Source organism: Citrobacter sp. SX206 (assembly GCF_024181025.1).
Taxonomy (GTDB): domain Bacteria; phylum Pseudomonadota; class Gammaproteobacteria; order Enterobacterales; family Enterobacteriaceae; genus Citrobacter; species Citrobacter youngae.
Genome location: NZ_CP049738.1, coordinates 1,254,792 through 1,275,889, shown reverse-complemented (window position 1 = coordinate 1,275,889; position 21,098 = coordinate 1,254,792). Strand labels below are relative to the sequence as shown.

Here is a 21,098-nt window from a genome sequence, read left to right as displayed (position 1 = left end):
TCGTTTATTCATTATTAATGCAAATAATAATATTAGTTTCCATAACATAAGTGGATAAAACCGTTGATGCAATTTTACATAACGAAGAATTGACCATTCCCTCTTAGTGTGCCTTAATGTAAGTATCGCCCACTGGTTGGGTACACTTTAAGGAACCTTTTGTGAGCCAGGTTACCAGCCTACGCAAACGACACCGATTTAACAGTCGCATGATCCGGATCGTACTGCTTATCAGCTTCATCTTCTTCTTCGGACGCTTCGTCTACTCTGCTATCGGTGCGTGGCACCACCACCAGGACAAGAAAGAATCCCAGCAGACCACCTTGCCGCAACAGACTTCTCCTGCTCAAACTGACGAACGCTGAACGCTCGTATCTGTGATCCCCTGTCTTAAGATTCCTTACCGGATGGCTAATCGCCTGACATTTAACCATCCGGTAAGGGATTTGAGCGATGAAACAATACGCTGTCTTACCCACCACACGCACTAAGTTATCGGATAAAAGACCGTGTTTTTCGCACAAATGCACAATCTTTTAATCCCACTTCACCTCACCATTCGCGCTCATTTTTACGTTCTTGTTTACTGGGCATAAAAAAGACAAATACAGTTCAAACAGACGCTAATTAATATCGCCAGCATATATCACTGACGTATACATCAATGTTTTGCATGAAAATTAAATATTTATTTGAATCGTTACCATTTTTGAACACAAACAGGATAATACTATGAGTTGTTTTTCATTTTTTCCCAAAAATTCATTATCGCCATCATTGGCATAGGCTACCAGCGTCGGATTGCGGAAGTGAAACGCGTCATTACGCATATCATCGAGCAGGATGAACGCGTTGATCGGAGTCGCGGTGTGACCGTGCATCTGGGCGAACTTGCCGCCTCATCGCTTAACTTCTATGTTCGCGTTTGGGTGCGTAACGGCGAATACTGGAATACCTATTACGATCTGCTGGAAAACATCAAAGAAGCGATGGATGCCAACCATATCGACTTGCCCTATCCGCAGATGGATAGCCGTGCTCAAAACGCCCCATCACAATCACAGCCTCACCTGCAGATTGTCGATTAAAATATTTATTCCCTCTGCTGGGCCGCATTAGCGTTGACTAATCGCTTAAACACCCATCCTTAGATAAAATTTAAAAATTAAATGCTAAAAAAGAAACCGTAAATATCATCATCGTTACATGTTTCCATGTCTCACATTACAGGCTACAAAAAACAACCTCCTCCCCTCCCCAACATATCTGTACAATACTCTCTATCGTTTTCTATGCTTTATTCATGATGAAGGAATCCATAAAAATGGAACAACCGGTCAAATGTGACCCACATATCCTGTCGTTACTGAAAAAAACCTCCCTCAATCACATTGACTATCTGGTCGACGTACTGACAGACAACGGTAAAGGCCGGGTAGCATTATCATCGTCCGTTAAGGACTTACTACTCGAAGAGAAGGCAGAACGGGACTACAGCGAGCGTGGGCTGCGGCATCTGCTACATGAATTGCAGGAATATGGCGGACACTCGCTCGTTAATATTTTCCGCAGTGAGCCATTGCCTTATTCTGAGTTATTAACCGATGTTCATAAAAAGCTCAATGGCAAAGACAGCAAGAAAAAAAATAACGCCACAAAAGAACGGGAAATCGTCCTAAGTTTGTTTGGTGATGACTGGCAGTCATTAGCCGATCATGAACGTTGGGAGCGCTGCACAGAAACGAAAGTTATCTCCGGTTTTTTCAAGATGCAGGATAATCTGCGCATAAACGATAAAGGGGTTGTTATCGGCCTGTCAGCTGCGGCAAGCGTAGCGGCATTTACCGCGCTCCGCTTACATCCCGTCACTGCTATCGTCAGTACGGTCAGCCTTGCTAACCAAACGCTTGGGGAGGCATACCGGGTGACAATTCCGTTCATTGCTCATATCGCGATGCTCAACATGCTTCACTCGCCCAAAATAGCGCAGTAAAAATACCGTAACTAATCGAGCAGAATTCACCCTATGTCAACTTTAGCGAATAACAATCAGATACCTGAGCAAGAAGCGGCCTTCGAAGTGGACATCGTCGACGCGCAAAATAATGCCCTGGTGAAAATACACAGCCAGCCTGGATACTGGCAAGATCTTGCGCAACAGGACTCACAGACGGAACTGGATCCCAGCAGCATTTCACTCTTTAATCACTGGCTCAGTAGCGTCCCCACCGTCGCCACTGCCATTGCAGGTAACGCGACACAATTAATGACCTGTTCTTTCGAATACAGCCAACTGGTACAGGCGAAAGATGGCAGCGGAGCAATCGGTGCGGTACTTAATCCAGACACCAACAAAATTGGCGCACAAGCCCGATTTCACGAAGCTGAAAATCTGAAGTCGCTGGTCAATGCCAGCCTGGTTTTTAATATCGCGTCACAACTTCTGGCCCAAAAACATCTTGCCGATATTAATGAGAGACTGCGGATCATCGAACAAAAGATCGATTCGATTAAAGGCCATCTTGAACAATCGCGCCTCGCGAATATCCAGACTTTCCATGAACATCTCAATATTATTGGTTTATTACTGAGCCGTAATGAAATTATCACCAAAGAGTCACTACTGAACCTCGCCAAAAGCGCGCAGGAAGTGCGCTCGCAGGTTAAGCATCTTGAAAAGGATATCACTCAGGCATATCGAGAAATTGAACAATTTGAACCGACCAGTTGGTTTGGATCTGACGATCTCCGGGAAGCGCTCAAACTGAAAATCAGCAATGTTGAACGGTTGCAGCGTGAGTATCTGACGGGTATGCAATGTTTGTTAGTTGCTAATCTCATCCTGTTCATCAAGCATGACGGCAACCAAGAGTTTGTCCTGACAAGCGAATTATATTTAAAAGAACTGAATGCCAGCAACGGCATATTTCAGCAATGGGAAAAAATAAAACGTAAAGTCGCCCATCATCTAAGCAAGATGAAGCCATTATTTGAACGAACAAGCAGCACCCAGGCAAATGCCTTACAGGTAGAACGCAAGCTAAATCAAACGGATAGCCTACTTAATACTGATAACGTTTTACTTACACAACTCGGCGAACGCATCCAGGCAGCCCAATCACCGCAGGTATTGTTAGAGATTGTGGATAATAAGGTGCTGAGAGGTCGCTTTTTGCGTTAGCATACCGACGCTAACTAAACGTCAAGAATTGGCTATACAATACGAGATGTCGCGGCTGGAGCAGCGGCATCTCGCCAACCAAGAGGATGAAGGTGTGCTGGCGGTGATATCCACAAATTATTGATATTTGGCAATCCCATTCTAATGGCGATCAACTTGAAACATACGCTATAAATTCTGCAAGAATATATCCAGTTTTAGTAATAACGATCCTTATTCAACTTTTAATCCTATCCCATTCCTTAACCGTGAATATTTTGCCCAAAATGGTTTTATTAACTGAAGAGAAACATTGTTTCCCGGCGAAAGACTATTGTGGATTTCAGCAAAAGATAGTTCAACATCGGATTCATATGCAATATTTGGAGCGCAAGACCTTGTTCAAATAATAAGCAGAGCATGGACTCCCAGAAGTAATCAATATGGATATTCATTATTATTAAATGATTTTCTTTATGACTCGACTTGGGATGCTGCACGAACGGCTATCAATAAAACTTTATCTTTCCCAAGAACATGGGCACTACGCACTAACAGAGGGGCAGAATGGGAAGCATTGGGAATGCCAACTCATACCTCCTGAATTTTGGCTACCTCAGCTTAAACTTAGGCGTTGATGAAACAGAAAGCGCAAACATTTCAACAAGATTCCCTTAACCCTTTTTGCTCATGCGCGAGGCACTTTTCTGCCCAGCCTGATGGATCCCCAGCCTCATGCAATAAAATGCAGACCGTTCGTCGCATATCATTGAGCTAAAATTTGTGAAAGTTTCCGCATTTCTGATCAGATTTTACCATCACGTTTCTTCGCAGCAAGCGAGGTCCGGTGGGCGATACGGCCACATAGAAAATTCATGAATACACATAAATAAAAACCCTCTGTAAAAACAGAGGGTTGATTGCATTTTTACCTGTTCATGAAAACTCAGAAAGGGTTATCGGCTTATTCCCACTCAATGGTAGCCGGCGGCTTACCGCTGATGTCATACACCACGCGGGAGATACCGTTAACTTCGTTGATGATGCGGTTGGAAACGCGGCCTAAGAAGTCATACGGCAGGTGCGCCCAATGTGCGGTCATAAAGTCGATGGTTTCTACTGCTCGCAGGGAAACAACCCAGTCGTACTTACGGCCATCGCCCATGACGCCAACGGAACGTACCGGCAGGAACACAGTGAACGCCTGGCTGACTTTGTTGTACAGGTCGGCTTTGTGCAGTTCTTCGATGAAGATAGCATCCGCGCGACGCAGCAGGTCGCAGTACTCTTTCTTCACTTCGCCCAGTACGCGAACACCCAGACCCGGCCCCGGGAACGGGTGACGGAACAGCATGTCGTACGGCAGGCCCAGCTCCAGACCAATCTTACGCACTTCGTCCTTGAACAGCTCGCGCAGCGGTTCAACCAGACCCATCTTCATCTCTTTCGGCAGGCCGCCCACGTTGTGGTGAGATTTGATAACGTGCGCTTTACCGGTGGCGGAAGCCGCGGATTCAATCACGTCCGGATAGATAGTACCCTGCGCCAGCCATTTAACGTCTTCCAGTTTCAGTGCTTCTTCATCGAACACTTCAACGAATACGCGGCCGATGATCTTACGTTTCGCTTCAGGATCGTTCTCGCCTTTCAGCGCGTCGAGGAAACGCTGTTCGCCTTCAACGTGAACGATGTTCAGGCCGAAATGGTCACCAAACATATCCATTACCTGCTGGGCTTCGTTCAGGCGCAGCAGACCGTTGTCGACGAACACGCAGGTCAGGTTTTTTCCGATTGCACGGTGCAGCAGCATCGCAGTCACAGAGGAGTCAACGCCACCGGACAGACCGAGGATAACTTTATCATTGCCAACCTGCTCACGAATGCGGGCAACGGCGTCATCGATAATTTTTGCCGGCGTCCAAAGCGCTTCACACTGGCAGATGTCGCGCACAAAACGCTCCAGCATGCGCATGCCCTGACGGGTGTGGGTAACTTCCGGGTGGAACTGCACGCCGTAGAAGCGTTTTTCTTCGTGCGCCATGATAGCAAACGGGCAGCTGTCAGTGCTGGCAACAGTCACGAAACCTTCCGGAATGGCAGTCACTTTATCGCCGTGACTCATCCATACGTCCAGCAGAGGTTTGCCGTCGGCGGTCAGGGAGTCTTCAATACCGCGGACAAGCGCGCTGTCAGTCTGAACCTCTACCTGCGCATAGCCGAATTCACGTTCGTTAGACCCTTCAACATGGCCACCGAGCTGCATTGCCATGGTCTGCATGCCGTAGCAAACGCCGAACACCGGCACGCCGGCATTGAACACGTACTCTGGCGCACGCGGGCTGTTTGCTTCGGTGGTACTTTCCGGACCACCGGAAAGAATAATACCGCTTGGGTTGAATTCGCGAATTTGTGCTTCCGTAACATCCCATGCCCACAGTTCACAGTAGACGCCCAGCTCACGTACGCGGCGTGCGACCAGCTGAGTGTACTGCGATCCGAAATCGAGGATGAGAATGCGATGTTTATGAATATTGTCTGTCATTGACGCTAATTCCGAGGCAAGTGAAACAAATTCGCCCGGCACAGAGCCGGGCGCGGAAACTTATCAGGAGCCCATGCGGTAGTTAGGGGACTCTTTGGTGATGGTCACATCGTGAACGTGACTTTCCTGAATACCCGCACCGCTGATACGGACAAATTCAGCCTGAGTACGCAGCGCGTCGATAGTACCACAGCCGGTCAGCCCCATACAGGAGCGCAGCCCGCCCATCTGCTGGTGAATGATCTCTTTCAGGCGACCTTTATACGCTACGCGGCCTTCGATACCTTCCGGGACCAGTTTGTCGGCGGCGTTATCGCTCTGGAAGTAACGGTCGGAGGAGCCTTTGGACATCGCGCCCAGAGAGCCCATACCGCGGTATGATTTGTAAGAACGGCCCTGGTACAGTTCGATTTCACCCGGGGATTCTTCGGTACCCGCCAGCATGGAGCCAACCATGACTGCAGCAGCACCTGCAGCAATCGCTTTCGCGATGTCGCCGGAGAAACGAATACCACCATCGGCGATAACCGGAATACCGGTGCCTTCCAGCGCTGCAACCGCGTCAGAAACAGCGGTGATCTGCGGTACACCTACGCCGGTAACGATACGGGTAGTACAGATGGAGCCTGGGCCGATACCGACTTTCACCGCGCTGCAGCCGGCTTCCGCCAGTGCGCGAGCACCAGCGCCAGTTGCCACGTTACCACCGATTATCTGCAGATCAGGATATTTAGCGCGAGTTTCACGAATACGCTGCAGTACGCCTTCAGAGTGACCGTGAGAGGAGTCAATCAGCAGTACGTCAACGCCCGCGGCAACCAGCGCATCAACGCGCTCTTCGTTACCTGCACCCGCACCGACAGCAGCGCCAACGCGCAGACGACCATGCTCGTCTTTACAGGCGTTAGGTTTACGTTCCGCTTTCTGGAAATCTTTAACCGTGATCATGCCGAGCAGGTGGAAGCTGTCATCAACAACCAGCGCTTTCTCAACGCGTTTTTCGTGCATTTTGGCAAACACGACATCGCGCGCTTCGCCTTCGCGAACGGTCACCAGACGCTCTTTCGGCGTCATGTAAACGCTCACTGGCTGGCTGAGATCGGTCACAAAACGTACGTCACGACCGGTGATGATGCCGACCAGTTCGTTATCTTCAGTCACAACCGGGTAGCCTGCAAAACCGTTACGCTCGGTCAGTTCTTTCACTTCGCGCAGCGTGGTGGTTGGCAGAACGGTCTGCGGGTCGGTCACCACGCCAGATTCGTGTTTTTTCACACGTTTAACTTCTTCGGCCTGGCGCTCGATGGACATGTTTTTGTGGATAAAACCGATGCCGCCTTCCTGGGCCAGGGCAATTGCCAGGCGCGCTTCCGTCACGGTGTCCATTGCCGCGGAGAGCATAGGAATGTTCAGGCGAATGGTTTTCGTCAACTGGGTGCTAAGATCAGCAGTATTCGGCAGAACGGTAGAATGAGCGGGAACGAGGAGGACGTCGTCAAACGTCAGGGCTTCTTTTGCGATACGTAGCATGGGCAATATCTCACCTGGGAGGTTATTAAATATTGCCGCGGCATTATACAGAGCGTAACCGATTGCATCCACACTTTTTTGCAAAAAAACCTTGCGCTCCTCTGTGAGCATGTTACTTTCGACTGAATAACCTGCTGATTTAGAATTTGATCCCGCTCACATGTTATCCTCTCAGACCACCTCAATTTTTACCGTAAGCCGCCTGAATCAGACGGTTCGTTTGCTGCTTGAGCAAGAAATGGGGCAAGTGTGGATCAGCGGTGAAATCTCCAATTTCACTCAGCCGTCCTCGGGTCATTGGTATTTTACGCTCAAAGATGACACCGCTCAGGTTCGCTGCGCGATGTTTCGCAACAGCAACCGCCGGGTAACGTTCCGCCCACAGCACGGGCAGCAGGTACTGGTACGCGCCAACATTACATTGTATGAGCCGCGTGGGGACTACCAGATAATCGTCGAGAGCATGCAGCCAGCCGGCGAAGGGTTGTTGCAGCAGAAATACGAGCAACTGAAGGCGAAGCTCCAGGCCGAAGGCCTCTTTGACCAACAGTTCAAACAGCCGCTCCCCTCACCAGCGCACTGCGTTGGGGTCATCACCTCGAAAACCGGCGCCGCGCTGCACGATATTCTCCACGTGCTGAAGCGTCGAGACCCTTCCCTGCCCGTGATTATCTACCCAACCGCCGTCCAGGGCGACGATGCGCCGGGACAGATTGTGCGCGCCATTGCGCTGGCGAACGCGCGGGGCGAGTGTGATGTACTGATTGTCGGTCGTGGTGGCGGCTCGCTGGAAGATTTATGGAGCTTTAACGACGAACGGGTAGCGCGGGCGATCTTTGCCAGCCGGATTCCAGTCGTCAGCGCCGTCGGCCATGAAACCGATGTGACCATCGCTGACTTCGTCGGCGATCTGCGCGCGCCAACGCCATCTGCGGCGGCCGAAATTGTCAGCCGCAACCAGCTTGAACTGCTGCGTCAAATTCAGCAGGGTCAGCAACGTCTGGAAATGGCGATGGATTACTATCTCGCCAACCGAACTCGCCGATTTACCCTGCTTAATCACCGCTTGCAACAGCAGCACCCTCAATTGCGTCTGGCCCGTCAGCAGACCGTGCTGGAACGACTGCGTCAGAGAATGAACGCCACTCTTGAGAATAAGATTAAACAGGCAAATCAGCGCCAACAGCGCATGCTGCAGCGTCTAAATCAGCAAACCCCGCAGCCGCGTATTCACCGCGCGCAAACACGTATTCAGCAACTGGAATACCGACTGGCGGACAATATTCGATCGCGCGTCAGCGAGCAACGCGAACGTTTCGGCAATGCGGTCACGCATCTGGAAGCCGTCAGCCCACTGGCAACGCTGGCACGTGGTTATAGCGTCACTACCGCGACAGACGGCAAAGTGCTGAAGCAAACCAAACAAGTGAAGGCCGGTGATGTGCTCACCACCCGACTGTCAGATGGCTGGGTAGAGAGCGAAGTGAAAGGCGTAACGGCGGCAAAGAAAACGCGTAAAAAAAAGCCGGATTAAACCGGCGCAAACTCCACGCGTTTTTTCGAGATAAGGCCATGGCCGTTCTGACAGAAATAATCCACTGCGCCGCAGGCTTTTAACACTTGCAGTGGCAGATGGCACTCCGGACAGCGCGCTTCTAACGGAATAACTTTTTTGCAGTTTTCACAGTGCGCCACACCGTTTTGCTGTTCCAGTTCTGCGTGACATTCCGGGCAGTTCATTGACATGGTAACTCCTATAAAGGGCGTTCAGCTCTGCGCTAATTTTACCACGATACGCTTAGTGTGGGCCACGCAGCTGTTGCTGCAAGGTGAGTAATCGTTCAACCTCCTCCAGTCTGCGCTGCGTTGTGCGCCTCACCTCCTGTGGGTTGCGTTCAAACAGACTTTGCGCCCCCAGAATATGTTCCGCCAGACAATGGGCATAAATCGTGCCAGGAAGCTTCCAGCGACGCACAGCATCACCGTCAATCACTTCCAGTACATCTTCTGTACCGCGCCGATCATGACTGATGATACGACCATCGCTCAGATACAGACGCAAACCTTTTTGACCGCCAGTTGGACCCGCGTACTTATTCAGCCAGATATCCAGCGGTATGCCGCTAATCTGCCCCTGAAGATGAGCTTCACCCTCTGCCGTGGTCAGGTCACTCTGGGGGATATCACGCCCCAGACGGTCTTTAGCACTCACTAACCGCAGCACCATCTCATTATTCCCTCCCAGATACCGTACCGTTTCCCGCAGCATTGCTAACACGTGTGTACCGATATCCAGAATCACGCCATCCGGGTGGCGAAGTTCACGCGTGTCCGGTTCACCGGTGGCAAAGTTAAGCGCTATCGGCTCCCCTGCGGTGTTAAACCCGCTTGGCTCCTGCAAGAAACCTTCGATTTTCACAATCTCGGCAAAAGTGCTGACCAACCCTCGTTTCACCGTTTCGATGCGCGCCATCCAGTGGTCTAGCGCCAGCACGCGATCAGCAACGCCGGGTTGAACCAGCAGCATTTTCAGTTTTTCAATTTGGGAAAGCGTGGCGACAATAGGTTTTTCAACCACGATACGTGCAATGGGAGAGGCCAGGGATTGTTCAAGCACCTCAAGGTGATGTAGGGATGCGGTCGTGATAAACAGGGTATCAAGAGGCTGAGTAAGCAGCTCTTCGAGCGACGTACAACGCGTCACGCCTGCTGGCTGTTTTGTGGGTTGAACGTCAAATCCCACGCAGCGTAGTGAATCACCGAACATGTTACGTAATGCAGGCAAGTATGCCGTTTCAACGACTGCGCCAAGTCCAACAAACCCAAACAGCATGTTCTTACCTCGAAAATTAAATGGCCGGGACACAACGTCTGCCCCGGCACAATCGAAGTGTTATCAGGCGCTGGTCACCGGTTTAGTTTGTGTATTCTCCAGCATGCGACGAATCGGAACAATGAGGACGATCAGTACTGCAGCGCAGATCAGCAGCGCAATCGAACAGCGCGCGAAGAGATCCGGCAGCATATCCAGTTGGTCAGCCTTCACATGGCCACCAATCAGACCCGCGGCCAGGTTACCCAGCGCACTGGCGCAGAACCACAGACCCATCATCTGTCCACGCATTCTTTCCGGCGCCAGCAGCGTCATGGTTGCCAGACCAATCGGGCTCAGACACAGTTCGCCAAGCGTCAGCATCAGAATACTACCCACCAGCCAGAATGGCGAAACGCCTGCACCACCATTATTCAGCACGTTTTGCGCTGCCAGCATCATCAGGCCAAAACCCGCTGCGGCACACAGAATACCGATAACGAACTTGGTGATGCTGCTCGGGCGAATGTTCAAGCTGGCAAGTTTCGGCCACGCCCAGCTGAACACTGGTGCCAGCAAGATGATAAACAGCGCGTTGATCGACTGGAACCACACCGCCGGGATTTCAAAATCGCCGATCATACGATTAGTGTAGTCGTTAGCGAACAGGTTAAACGACGTTGGTTTTTGCTCAAATGCCGACCAGAAGAAGGCCGCGGAAACCAGCAGAATAAAGCAGACCAACAGTCTGGCGCGCTCTTTACGGTTCAGCCCCGCAAAGACAAACAGGTAGATGAAGTAGAGGGCTACGGATGCCGCAATCACATACACCAGCACACTGGCTACCGCGACCGGGTTAATCACAATCACTCCCTGCGCAATCAGGGTAACAACAATTGCTACACCAACTGCCAGCGCCAGCAGCCACGTGCCCACACCGTTACGCTTCACAACCGGGCTGTTCCAGGTAGAGTCCAGCCCGACTTCGCTGTCGTAGCGTTTCATCGCCGGAACAGCAAATACGCGGAAGATAATTAACGCGACCAACATCCCGATGCCACCGATTCCAAAACCCCAATGCCAGCCATGAGATTTAATCAGCCACCCGGAGATCAACGGCGCGATGAAGGAGCCCATGTTGATGCCCATATAGAACAGCGAGAAACCGCCATCACGACGCGCATCGCCTTTTTTATACAGCGTGCCGACCATCACCGAGATACAGGTCTTGAACAGACCAGAGCCGAGCACGATAAACATCAGGCCGATAAAGAACAGGTTGTCACCCATGATGGCCGAGAGCGCAATCGACAGGTGACCAAGCGCAATCAGGATGGAGCCATACCATACCGCCTTTTGTTGGCCGAGCCAGTTATCCGCCAGCCAGCCACCTGGCAGCGCAGCAAGATACATGGTACCGGCAAAGATACCGACAATCGCCGAGGCATTTTCACGCGCCAGCCCCATACCGCCGTCATAAACGGTAGCCGCCATAAACAGGATCAGTAACGGACGAATGCCATAAAACGAAAAACGCTCCCACATCTCAGTAAAGAACAATGAGCCGAGCGGATAAGGATGACCGAAGAAAGTTCGGCTTTCTTTTTGATTAACAGAGGATTGCATAATTCTCCCGAAAAGATATGTCGTGTGCTTGTAAACACCGTGATGTACGCCGGCCAGTTACGTAGCTGGTCGATTTTTTACATACGGCGAAGAGTTATTTAACCATTTGATAACCTGACAGTAGTTTTGTCTAGTACCAACCGGGTGACTTTAAGATGAAAATTCGACAATTGTCTACTTTCTTAGATTTAAACTTGGTAAAAAGCGAATAGTCATTGACAGCAAACAGACAGGTACAGGCGAAAAAAAGCCCGCGATTTACGCGGGCCTCTATCGCCATCAGCAAGGTTACTTACTTTTTTTGATGTGCTTAATCAAACGCTTACGCTTACGCATCTGCGTTGGTGTCAGTGTATTACGTTTGTTGGCAAACGGGTTTTCCCCTTCCTTGAACTGAATACGGATTGGTGTACCCATGACTTCCAGTGATTTGCGGAAGTAGTTCATCAGATAGCGCTTGTATGAATCCGGCAGGTCTTTCACCTGGTTACCGTGGATCACCACAATCGGCGGGTTATAACCACCGGCGTGTGCGTACTTAAGCTTCACACGGCGACCACGCACCAGCGGCGGCTGATGATCTTCTACTGCCATGGTCATGATGCGAGTCAGCATCGCGGTGCTGACGCGACGGGTTGAGCTGTCATACGCTTCGCGCACGGATTCGAACAGGTTACCTACACCGCTGCCGTGCAGCGCGGAGATAAAGTGAACACGGGCAAAGTCGATAAAGCCCAGACGGAAGTCCAGTGTCTCTTTTACCTGTTCTTTCACTTCCTGCGTCAGGCCATCCCACTTGTTGACGACGATAACAAGTGAGCGCCCACTATTGAGGATAAAGCCCAACAGCGAGAGGTCCTGATCGGAGATCCCTTCGCGAGCGTCAATCACCAGCATCACCACGTTGGCATCTTCAATTGCCTGCAACGTTTTGATTACGGAGAATTTTTCTACCGCTTCGGTAATTTTACCGCGCTTACGTACCCCCGCAGTGTCAATCAGCACATATTCGCGCTCATCACGCTGCATTGGGATATAAATACTGTCACGCGTGGTCCCCGGCATGTCGTAAACCACCACGCGGTCTTCGCCAAGAATACGGTTAGTCAGTGTAGACTTACCTACGTTCGGGCGCCCGACAATCGCCAGTTTGATCGGCAGATCCTGCGGATTGAAGTCGTCTTCAGGCTCTTCTTCGCCGTTTTCCTCGGCTTCCAGTTTCGCCCAGTATTCCGCATCTTCATCCACTTCTTCCTGCGGTGCGATATCATCCATCCACGGCAGCAGAACATGCTCCAGCAGGCTGAGGACGCCGCGACCATGGGACGCCGCGATGGGGTAAATTTCGCCCAGCCCCAGTGAATAGAAATCGACAACAGCCTGATCCGGATCGAGTCCGTCAGTTTTGTTGGCAACAAGGAAGGTTGGTTTCTGGCGCGCACGCAGATGCTTGGCAATGGCTTCATCTGCCGGCATCAGGCCAGCACGCGCATCCACCATAAACAGCACAACGTCCGCTTCTTCGATAGCCAGCAACGACTGCTCAGCCATACGGGTTTCAACACCGTCTTCGGTGCCATCAATACCACCAGTATCAATGCAGATAAACTCGCGGCCTTCAATTTCCGCACGACCGTACTTACGGTCACGAGTCAGACCCGGGAAATCCGCAACCAGCGCATCTCGGGTGCGAGTTAGACGGTTAAATAACGTGGATTTGCCAACGTTAGGGCGCCCGACAAGCGCGACCACAGGTACCATGTTTAAAGCCTCATTTAAAAAATCATCAGACAACGGACGCTATTTTTGCGCCATTGTTAAAAACAGTAAAACGGCCCCTGCACCAGGAGCCGTTTTTCAAAGCGAGCGGCCAGGACGATTAACGCGTAATGGAGTACAGCGTACCGTCTTTCGCCTGGATCAGCAGTTTACCATCAGCAGCGACCGGCTCGGTCAGGAAACCTGAGCTATCGACTTTCTGCTGAGCGACAAAGCGACCATCTTCAACGTTAATCCAGTGCAGGTAGCCTTCGCTATCGCCTACGACCAGGTTACCGTTATACAGAGCCGGAGACGTCAGCAGACGGTGCAGCAGATCGCTTTGCGTCCACAGCGTCACGCCGCCGTCGGTGGTCAGCGCCAGCACACGGTCATTCTGATCAACCAGATAGATACGATTACCATCGACGATGAAATCATTCACCGAGCCGAGCTCACGTTTCCACATGATCTGGCCACTGCGCAGATCCAGCGCCGTCAGGTTACCATTATAAGCCAGTGCGTAAACTACGCCATTGACGATAACCGGCGTGGTATCGACATCACTCAGACGATCGATTTCGGTTGGGCCAGTGGCCTGAGAGATACGCTGCTGCCAAATCATCTGGCCCTGCTGCATCAGTACGGCACTTACGCGACCATTATCGCCACCCACAATAGCTGCGCCAAAGGCGGTCGCTGGAGCAGATTCGCCGCGCAGTGACAGAGAAGGCATATCGAGGTTAACGGTCCATTTGATGGCGCCGTCAGCTTCGTTCAAGGCCTGCAACTGGCCGTTGCTGGTGTGGATTAACACCATGCCATCGCTCACCACCGGGCGAGACAGCGCTTCCCCGGCAACTTTCGTCTGCCATGCGGTTGTGCCGTCGCTGGTGTTCAGCGCATAAACCTGTGCTTTTTCGCTGCCAATATAAACATGGCCGCCGGACACGGTAACTCCGCCAGAAAGCTGAGCAGATGCACGGGAGAACCAGCCGTCTTTCTCACCCAGATTAACAGACCAGACTTCTTTGCCGTCGTCTGCGTTCAGCGCTTTCACCACACCGGCGCGAGAGGCAGCATAGACCACGTTATCCGCCAGTGCAGGATGAAGGTTGGAGTAGAAATCACCAATACCGTTGCCTACAGAAGTGCTCCAGGCAGTAGACGGAGTAAACTGGTTTTCAACCACCGGTAACGGGGACATCTTAACGACATCTTCTTCGCCACTAAACAGTGAACAGCCGCTCAATAGGGTAACGGAAAGCAGCCCTGGCAGAAGTAATTTACGCAATTGCATCGGGTCCCTCTCAGATGGACAAATTATTGATTTTCATCTGCATCATTTCGCTCAGAGCAGGAGAGGCATCGCTTTTCACACCCGCTTCCCATGCGCTACGCGCACCTTGTTTGTCGCCTTTGCTCAGCAACGCTTCACCACGCAGATCGGCCACAATTGCCGCCCACCCTTCACCTTTAATGGTATCGAGTGTTTTCAGCGCGGTATCAGCCTGCTTAAGCTGAACCTGAACACGAGCAAGACGCAGATTAAGCACCGCTTTGAGATTCTCATCGCTGGTGGCAGCCAGGCCTTGTTGTAACTGGGCCGCGGCTTTCTCTAGTTCGTTTTGGTCAACAAACTGCTGTGCCAGTTCCATTGACGCTAATGCGCCGTAAGTATTTTTGTTCTCTGCGGCAAATTTCTCTGCGGCAGGAATGCTATCAGGCTTACCTGCGCTAACCGCAGTCACCGTATTTTGATACGCCAGAGAAGCAGAGCGTGCGGACTCCGTCTGATGGCTGGTCCAGTAACGCCAGCCAACCAGCGCGCCAACCCCTAAAATTACCCCAACAACCAGCGCTTTGCCGTTTTCAGCAAAGAAGCGTTTTACCGCATCAACCTGGTCGTGTTCGTTCTCGTAAATTTCCACGCTGTCCTTCTCCTTAGCCCAGTAGAGTGCGCAAATGCGTGGCAACGCTATCCTGCGCTACTGCCGTTTGCTCACCAGAGCGCAAATCCTTCACTACAACGGTACCGTCAGCCACTTCGGACTCACCCAGTACCAGTGCAACGCGGGCGCCCCACTTATCGGCGCGGGCAAACTGTTTCTTAAAGTTGCCGCCGCCGTGGTTTGTCATCAGTTTCACACCAGGAACTTCATCGCGCAGACGTTCTGCAAGCCGCATTGCCGCCGACTGCGTGTCTGCCCCCGAAGCGACCAGGTATATATCGACAACAGGATCGGCGTTAAATTCCGGATTAACTGCCTGAACTAACAAAACAAGTCGTTCCAGGCCCATGGCAAAGCCTACGGCCGGCGTTGCGCGGCCGCCAAGTTGCTCTACCAGACCGTCATAACGGCCACCTGCACAGACGGTACCCTGTGAGCCCAGGCTGGTGGTGACCCACTCAAATACGGTGCGGTTGTAGTAATCAAGACCACGAACCAGACGCTGATTGACGGTGTAGGCAATACCTGCGGACTCCAGCAGTTTGCACAAGCCCGCAAAATGCTCGCGCGAGTCGTCATCCAGATAGTCGCCCAGCGCAGGCGCGTCGTTCAACAGCGCCTGTACTTCCGGGTTTTTGGAGTCGAGCACGCGCAGTGGGTTGGTGTACATGCGCCGCTTACAGTCTTCGTCCAGTTTATCTTTATACTGTTCCAGATAAGCGACCAGCGCATCGCGGTAGTTCGCACGGGCTTCAAGCGACCCAATGGAGTTCAGCTCAAGGCTGACATGCTGAGAAATCCCCAACGCACGCCACCAGCGGGCGGTCAGCAGAATGAGTTCAGCATCGATGTCCGGGCCTTGCAGGCCAAACACTTCGCAACCCAACTGATGGAATTGACGATAGCGCCCTTTTTGCGGACGTTCGTGGCGGAACATCGGCCCGATATACCACAGACGCTGTTCCTGATTGTACAGGAGACCATGTTCGATGCCGGCGCGTACGCAGCCCGCAGTGCCTTCAGGGCGCAGGGTCAGGCTATCGCCATTGCGGTCCTCAAAGGTATACATCTCTTTTTCAACGACGTCGGTGACTTCACCGATCGCGCGTTTGAATAACGGGGTCTGCTCTACAATCGGCAAGCGGATTTCACTGTAACCGTAGCTGCCGAGCACGTTTTTAAGAGTGCCTTCAATGCGCTGCCAGATGGCGGTTTCGCCAGGCAGATAATCGTTCATGCCGCGAATGGCTTGAATGTTTTTTGCCACGTTTATTCTCTTTATGGATATAAAAATGAACCCTCAGCGCTAACCCGGATAATACGGGCGCCATGCGGGTTCAATCATACACGGGAAGCACGCCGCTTCCCATCACGTTATTATTTTTCAAGCTGCTGCACGTCAATGCGTCGCGCTTCGTCCAGAATACTCGCTTTGGCGCGAATACGGGCTTCGAGCTGCGTGATCATATCGTCGTTATCGAGTCGGTCCTTACGCACGCCGTCTTCATACAGGCCGCTTTTCTTGTTACCGCCCGTCACGCCCAGCGTAGAAACCAGCGCTTCACCAGGGCCGTTTACCACACAACCGATGATCGAAACGTCCATTGGCGTAATAATATCTTCCAGACGTTGCTCCAGCGCGTTCACTGTACCGATAACGTCAAACTCCTGACGCGAGCAGGTTGGGCAAGCGATAAAGTTGATGCCACGCGCACGAATGCGCAGCGATTTCAGGATGTCGAAGCCAACTTTGATCTCTTCTACCGGATCGGCCGCCAGAGATACGCGCAGCGTATCGCCGATCCCTTCAGACAGCAGCAATCCTAAACCGATCGCGGATTTTACCGAGCCGCTACGCAGGCCACCGGCTTCGGTGATCCCCAGATGCAGAGGTTGATCGATCTGTTTCGCCAGCAGGCGATAGGATTCTACGGCAAGGAAAACATCAGACGCTTTAACGCTGACTTTGAATTGATCGAAGTTCAGACGATCGAGGTGATCCACATGGCGCATTGCGGACTCCAGCAGCGCTTGCGGCGTCGGTTCACCGTATTTTTCCTGCAGATCTTTTTCCAGCGATCCGGCGTTGACGCCGATGCGGATAGGAATGTTTTTATCACGAGCGCAGTCCACCACCATGCGAATACGCTCTTCATTACCGATATTACCTGGGTTGATACGCAGGCAATCAACGCCGTATTCCGCCACCTTCAGCGCGATACGATAGTCGAAGTGAATATCGGCAACCAGCGGGACGTTAACCTGCTGTTTGATAAGCTTGAACGCTTCTGCAGCATCCATTGTCGGTACAGAGACACGAACAATGTCTGCGCCTACGCGTTCCAGCGCTTTAATCTGATTAACCGTCGCTTCCACATCCGTGGTACGCGTATTGGTCATCGACTGTACGGCGATGGGCGCGCCATCGCCGATCGGCACGTTCCCAACGTAAATGCGTGTCGATTTTCTACGTTGAATTGGAGCCTGGTTATGCATTAAAAAATCTCCCGCATTGCCGTCTGTTACTGAGCCGGTGATTGTTCGGCATTAACGGTCAGACGCGCAACCTGGTTAGTTCTGATAAAACGACTCAGGTCGACAGGTTTACCCTGGAACTGAATCTGCACTGCCGCCGGAGCGCCAATTTTCAGTTTATATGGCGCCTGACCGACCAGATTCAGATTGCCATCTTTACGCTGCATGCCGCTGAACAGTTTTTTACCGGTTGCGTCGGTCACTTCCAGCCAGCAATCAGCGGTGAAATTCATCACCAGCGCGTTAGGATCGCCAGCCGGTGTAGTGACGCCAGCCTGGTCAGTCGGCAGCGGTGCCGCTGTCGCCGGTGCAGTGGGTGTGGTCGCTGCAGTATCAACATTGGCCTGAGACGGAGCCACAACGGCGTTTTGATCTGCGCCAGGAGCCGGAGTCGCTGCGGTATCCGGCGTTTGAGCGGCATCATCCGGAGCCGGTGTACTGTCCTGACTTGCAGAGGCGCTGGTATCCAGCGGCACACTCTGTGCGTTATCTTTACCGGCATTCAGTTCAGCGGAAGATTGATCGGCCATGGTGGTGATCTCTTCCTGCTGCGCTTTATGATTCTGCCACCACCAGGCGCCGGTCAGTCCGACAACGACAAACAGTACCAGCCAGGTAAAGGTCATTAGCCAGCCGTCGCGTTTCTTACGACGCTTACCGAGCGAAAAACTTTGCATCGGTGCGACGTTGGCAGGACGAATCGGAGCCTGTTTTTCCAGCCCTGGCAACAGTTCTTCTTCAGGAATATGCACCAGACGCGCATAAGAACGGATATACCCGCGCAGGAATGTTGAAGCGAGATCGGCTGGTGCCTTATCTTCTTCAATATCGCGTACCGTGGAAACCTTCAGGCAGAGTCGTTCCGCGACCACCTGTTGGCTGAATCCGAGTTGTTCACGGGCATTGCGCAGACGAACGCCGGTGGAGAGTGCTTCATTTTTGTCGTGCGTGGCTTCAGTATTCATTCGCTACAGCTGCGTAATATTTGGGTTCTGATGCCGGCGAGCCACAATGCTCACCCACACCGCGAAACATCTGGTCAGTTAACCTTTGTCAGACAGTATAAAACCGTCAGACCATCAATGACAAAACAGCGTAAACCTGAGGGCTAAACGCTTGTTGCGCCGTTACATACTGCCTTAAAGTCGACAAAAACGCACCGTTATTATTGACCTGACGACAACAACAAAGAACCTCATCTGGTTTACGTTACACTACGGTACATTAATTATACCGTAGTGCGCCAACATCAAACGGTCTTGATGTCGATAGCATCACCCTGCATACGCTTACGCAGAGTACGCTTGGTACGGTCAATAACGTCGCCCGCCAGCTGACCGCAGGCTGCATCGATGTCATCGCCTCGTGTTTTACGCACGATGGTGGTGAAACCATAGCTCATCAACACTTTGGAGAAACGATCGATACGGCTGTTGGAACTGCGGCCATACGGCGCGCCCGGGAACGGGTTCCACGGGATCAGGTTGATCTTACACGGCGTATCTTTCAGCAGCTCGGCCAACTGATGCGCGTGTTCAGTGCCGTCATTGATGTGATCTAACATCACATATTCAATGGTTACACGACCCTGATTCGCATTGGATTTCTCCAGATAACGGCGCACAGCCCCGAGGAACGTTTCGATATTGTACTTTTTGTTGATCGGTACAATTTCGTCACGAATTTCATCATTTGGCGCATGCAAAGAAATCGCCAGCGCGACGTCGATCATATCGCCCAGTTTATCCAGCGCAGGGACAACGCCCGAAGTGGACAGCGTAACGCGACGCTTGGACAGCCCAAAACCAAAGTCGTCCAGCATGATTTCCATCGCCGGAACGACGTTGGTCAGGTTTAGCAGCGGCTCGCCCATCCCCATCATCACCACGTTGGTGATAGGACGCACGCCCGTTGCTTTCACCGCGCCGACGATTTTCGCCGCACGCCAGACCTGACCAATGATCTCCGACACTCGCAGGTTACGGTTAAAGCCCTGCTGCGCCGTAGAGCAGAATTTACACTCTAATGCGCAACCGACCTGTGAAGAAACACACAGGGTGGCGCGATCGTCTTCCGGGATATACACGGTTTCTACGCGCTGATCGCCAACCGCGATGGCCCATTTGATCGTACCGTCAGAGGAGCGCTGCTCTTCCACCACTTCCGGGGCGCGAATTTCAGCCACTTCTTTCAGCTTGTTACGCAGCACCTTATTGATGTCAGTCATGTCATCAAAGTTGTCGCTGCAATAGTGGTACATCCACTTCATGACCTGATCGGCACGAAACGGTTTTTCGCCCATCTCTTTGAAGAATTCGCGCATTTGCTGACGGTTCAGATCCAGCAGGTTAATTTTTCCATTTTTATTTGGAACCGCAGGAATGACGACTTCAGAGGTGTTAACTAATTCAGACATAATTTTTTCCGGCCTCGTTGTTACACGTTGTGGCCCGTGGAGGGTTAAAAAGAAACGCCCCGGCAAGCGATCTGCTCTTCCGGGGCGTTGCATTGTACAAAGTCTGGCGCAGGGATGCCACGTTTGCACGAAGCATTAGCGAAAATAATATGTAAATCGCTAATTCATCTCCAAAGGATTTCGCGTCGCAGGAAGGCGGCTAGTTCGAGCCCCCCCGGGAGCATAGAAAACTATGTGGCCGAGGTAAACGAACGCAGCCAACGCATCTGCAACGTGAAAGACGCGGGAGATTAGCGAGTGCGTGGGCAAACCTCACCTTCACCAAAGAAATAGGCGATTTCACGCGCCGCTGACTCAACGGAGTCAGAACCATGGGTGCCGTTCTCAGTAAAACTGTCAGCGTAATCTGCGCGCAGCGTGCCTGCCAGCGCATTTGCCGGGTTGGTTGCACCCAGCAGATCGCGGTGGCGCTGTACGGCATTTTCGCTTTCCAGCACAGAAACAACGATCGGACCAGAGGTCATGAATTCAACCAGACCGTCAAAGAACGGCTTGCCATCATGCTCGGCGTAGAAGCCGCGCGCCTGCTCAACGGTCAGGTGCAGCATTTTAGTACCGACAATTTTGAACCCTGCAGCTTCAAAGCGCGCAAAGATGCTCCCAATAACGTTTTTTGCCACCGCGTTTGGTTTGATGATGGAAAAAGTACGTTCAATAGCCATGATTACCTCTGAAAAAGATGTTTTGTTGTGGTTTACCTGGCGCGG

At 51.9% G+C, this 21,098-nt stretch carries 17 protein-coding genes and 1 pseudogene; 5 read left to right on the top strand and 13 right to left on the bottom strand.

Features of this window, described 5'->3' with window-relative positions:
- Positions 1–161 precede the first annotated feature (161 nt).
- The 4 genes and pseudogenes from G8S19_RS06170 (at position 162) to G8S19_RS06155 (ending at position 3,181) form a co-directional block, all read left to right on the top strand.
- Positions 162–365 carry a YfgG family protein gene (locus G8S19_RS06170; protein ID WP_071887371.1) on the top strand — a complete coding sequence of 68 codons (204 nt, stop codon included), beginning with the start codon at positions 162–164 and terminating at the stop codon, positions 363–365.
- A 408-nt stretch (positions 366–773) separates the two neighbouring features.
- A pseudogene (locus tag G8S19_RS06165) lies at positions 774–1,088 on the top strand (mechanosensitive ion channel protein MscS); the annotation flags it as partial.
- Between the two features lie 236 nt (positions 1,089–1,324).
- Positions 1,325–1,993 carry a hypothetical protein gene (locus G8S19_RS06160; RefSeq protein ID WP_115601673.1) on the top strand — a complete coding sequence of 223 codons (669 nt, stop codon included), beginning with the start codon at positions 1,325–1,327 and terminating at the stop codon, positions 1,991–1,993.
- 33 nt (positions 1,994–2,026) lie between these two features.
- On the top strand, positions 2,027–3,181 hold the full coding sequence (locus G8S19_RS06155; protein WP_061068328.1) for a hypothetical protein: 1,155 nt from the start codon (positions 2,027–2,029) through the stop codon (positions 3,179–3,181).
- Between the two features lie 943 nt (positions 3,182–4,124).
- On the opposite strand, the gene guaA is transcribed toward G8S19_RS06155, so the two are convergent.
- Entirely contained in the window at positions 4,125–5,702 is a 1,578-nt protein-coding gene (gene guaA / locus G8S19_RS06150) for a glutamine-hydrolyzing GMP synthase (protein WP_199970521.1), read from the bottom strand.
- 63 nt (positions 5,703–5,765) lie between these two features.
- Positions 5,766–7,232, bottom strand: a complete 1,467-nt coding sequence (gene guaB / locus G8S19_RS06145) for an IMP dehydrogenase (RefSeq protein WP_048210934.1) — start codon at positions 7,230–7,232, stop codon at positions 5,766–5,768.
- A 160-nt stretch (positions 7,233–7,392) separates the two neighbouring features.
- On the opposite strand from guaB, the gene xseA reads away from it, so the two are divergent.
- On the top strand, positions 7,393–8,766 hold the full coding sequence (gene xseA, locus G8S19_RS06140) for an exodeoxyribonuclease VII large subunit (RefSeq protein WP_253686317.1): 1,374 nt from the start codon (positions 7,393–7,395) through the stop codon (positions 8,764–8,766).
- Here the strand turns inward: xseA and G8S19_RS06135 are convergent.
- The 11 genes from G8S19_RS06135 to ndk form a co-directional block, all read right to left on the bottom strand.
- Positions 8,763–8,978, bottom strand: coding sequence for a zinc ribbon domain-containing protein (locus G8S19_RS06135; RefSeq protein ID WP_048210932.1), 216 nt, complete (start codon positions 8,976–8,978; stop codon positions 8,763–8,765). The two genes, xseA and G8S19_RS06135, sit on opposite strands and share 4 nt — an antisense overlap.
- Before the next feature lie 52 nt (positions 8,979–9,030).
- Positions 9,031–10,065 (bottom strand): Gfo/Idh/MocA family oxidoreductase, encoded by a 1,035-nt coding sequence (locus G8S19_RS06130; protein ID WP_121584905.1) that lies wholly within the window; start codon positions 10,063–10,065, stop codon positions 9,031–9,033.
- Between the two features lie 63 nt (positions 10,066–10,128).
- A complete protein-coding gene (locus G8S19_RS06125) occupies positions 10,129–11,670 on the bottom strand; it encodes a peptide MFS transporter (protein WP_124021375.1) in 1,542 nt (513 codons plus the stop codon).
- 288 nt (positions 11,671–11,958) lie between these two features.
- Complete coding sequence (gene der, locus G8S19_RS06120) at positions 11,959–13,431, bottom strand: ribosome biogenesis GTPase Der (RefSeq protein ID WP_048210929.1); 1,473 nt, start codon at positions 13,429–13,431, stop codon at positions 11,959–11,961.
- 118 nt (positions 13,432–13,549) lie between these two features.
- Positions 13,550–14,728 carry an outer membrane protein assembly factor BamB gene (bamB, locus tag G8S19_RS06115; protein WP_048210928.1) on the bottom strand — a complete coding sequence of 393 codons (1,179 nt, stop codon included), beginning with the start codon at positions 14,726–14,728 and terminating at the stop codon, positions 13,550–13,552.
- A gap of 10 nt (positions 14,729–14,738) precedes the next feature.
- Positions 14,739–15,359, bottom strand: coding sequence for a YfgM family protein (locus G8S19_RS06110; protein ID WP_005120429.1), 621 nt, complete (start codon positions 15,357–15,359; stop codon positions 14,739–14,741).
- Between the two features lie 13 nt (positions 15,360–15,372).
- Entirely contained in the window at positions 15,373–16,647 is a 1,275-nt protein-coding gene (gene hisS / locus G8S19_RS06105) for a histidine--tRNA ligase (protein ID WP_061068334.1), read from the bottom strand.
- A gap of 110 nt (positions 16,648–16,757) precedes the next feature.
- Positions 16,758–17,876, bottom strand: a complete 1,119-nt coding sequence (gene ispG, locus G8S19_RS06100) for a flavodoxin-dependent (E)-4-hydroxy-3-methylbut-2-enyl-diphosphate synthase (protein ID WP_040233471.1) — start codon at positions 17,874–17,876, stop codon at positions 16,758–16,760.
- A gap of 26 nt (positions 17,877–17,902) precedes the next feature.
- Positions 17,903–18,880: a cytoskeleton protein RodZ gene (gene rodZ / locus G8S19_RS06095; RefSeq protein ID WP_101742002.1), complete on the bottom strand. Its 978-nt coding sequence runs from the start codon at positions 18,878–18,880 to the stop codon at positions 17,903–17,905.
- A 284-nt stretch (positions 18,881–19,164) separates the two neighbouring features.
- Positions 19,165–20,331 (bottom strand): bifunctional tRNA (adenosine(37)-C2)-methyltransferase TrmG/ribosomal RNA large subunit methyltransferase RlmN, encoded by a 1,167-nt coding sequence (locus G8S19_RS06090; RefSeq protein WP_003037713.1) that lies wholly within the window; start codon positions 20,329–20,331, stop codon positions 19,165–19,167.
- 290 nt (positions 20,332–20,621) lie between these two features.
- Positions 20,622–21,053 carry a nucleoside-diphosphate kinase gene (ndk, locus tag G8S19_RS06085; protein WP_003037710.1) on the bottom strand — a complete coding sequence of 144 codons (432 nt, stop codon included), beginning with the start codon at positions 21,051–21,053 and terminating at the stop codon, positions 20,622–20,624.
- Positions 21,054–21,098: the final 45 nt, after the last annotated feature.

Bases quoted from the DNA above. Each gene is read 5' to 3' on its own strand.
- G8S19_RS06160 (WP_115601673.1), top strand. From the start codon at position 1,325: ATGGAACAACCGGTCAAATGTGACCCACATATCCTGTCGTTACTGAAA.
- G8S19_RS06155 (WP_061068328.1), top strand. From the start codon at position 2,027: ATGTCAACTTTAGCGAATAACAATCAGATACCTGAGCAAGAAGCGGCC.
- guaA (WP_199970521.1), bottom strand. From the start codon at position 5,702: ATGACAGACAATATTCATAAACATCGCATTCTCATCCTCGATTTCGGA.
- guaB (WP_048210934.1), bottom strand. From the start codon at position 7,232: ATGCTACGTATCGCAAAAGAAGCCCTGACGTTTGACGACGTCCTCCTC.
- xseA (WP_253686317.1), top strand. From the start codon at position 7,393: ATGTTATCCTCTCAGACCACCTCAATTTTTACCGTAAGCCGCCTGAAT.
- G8S19_RS06135 (WP_048210932.1), bottom strand. From the start codon at position 8,978: ATGTCAATGAACTGCCCGGAATGTCACGCAGAACTGGAACAGCAAAAC.
- G8S19_RS06130 (WP_121584905.1), bottom strand. From the start codon at position 10,065: ATGCTGTTTGGGTTTGTTGGACTTGGCGCAGTCGTTGAAACGGCATAC.
- G8S19_RS06125 (WP_124021375.1), bottom strand. From the start codon at position 11,670: ATGCAATCCTCTGTTAATCAAAAAGAAAGCCGAACTTTCTTCGGTCAT.
- der (WP_048210929.1), bottom strand. From the start codon at position 13,431: ATGGTACCTGTGGTCGCGCTTGTCGGGCGCCCTAACGTTGGCAAATCC.
- bamB (WP_048210928.1), bottom strand. From the start codon at position 14,728: ATGCAATTGCGTAAATTACTTCTGCCAGGGCTGCTTTCCGTTACCCTA.
- ispG (WP_040233471.1), bottom strand. From the start codon at position 17,876: ATGCATAACCAGGCTCCAATTCAACGTAGAAAATCGACACGCATTTAC.
- rodZ (WP_101742002.1), bottom strand. From the start codon at position 18,880: ATGAATACTGAAGCCACGCACGACAAAAATGAAGCACTCTCCACCGGC.
- G8S19_RS06090 (WP_003037713.1), bottom strand. From the start codon at position 20,331: ATGTCTGAATTAGTTAACACCTCTGAAGTCGTCATTCCTGCGGTTCCA.
- ndk (WP_003037710.1), bottom strand. From the start codon at position 21,053: ATGGCTATTGAACGTACTTTTTCCATCATCAAACCAAACGCGGTGGCA.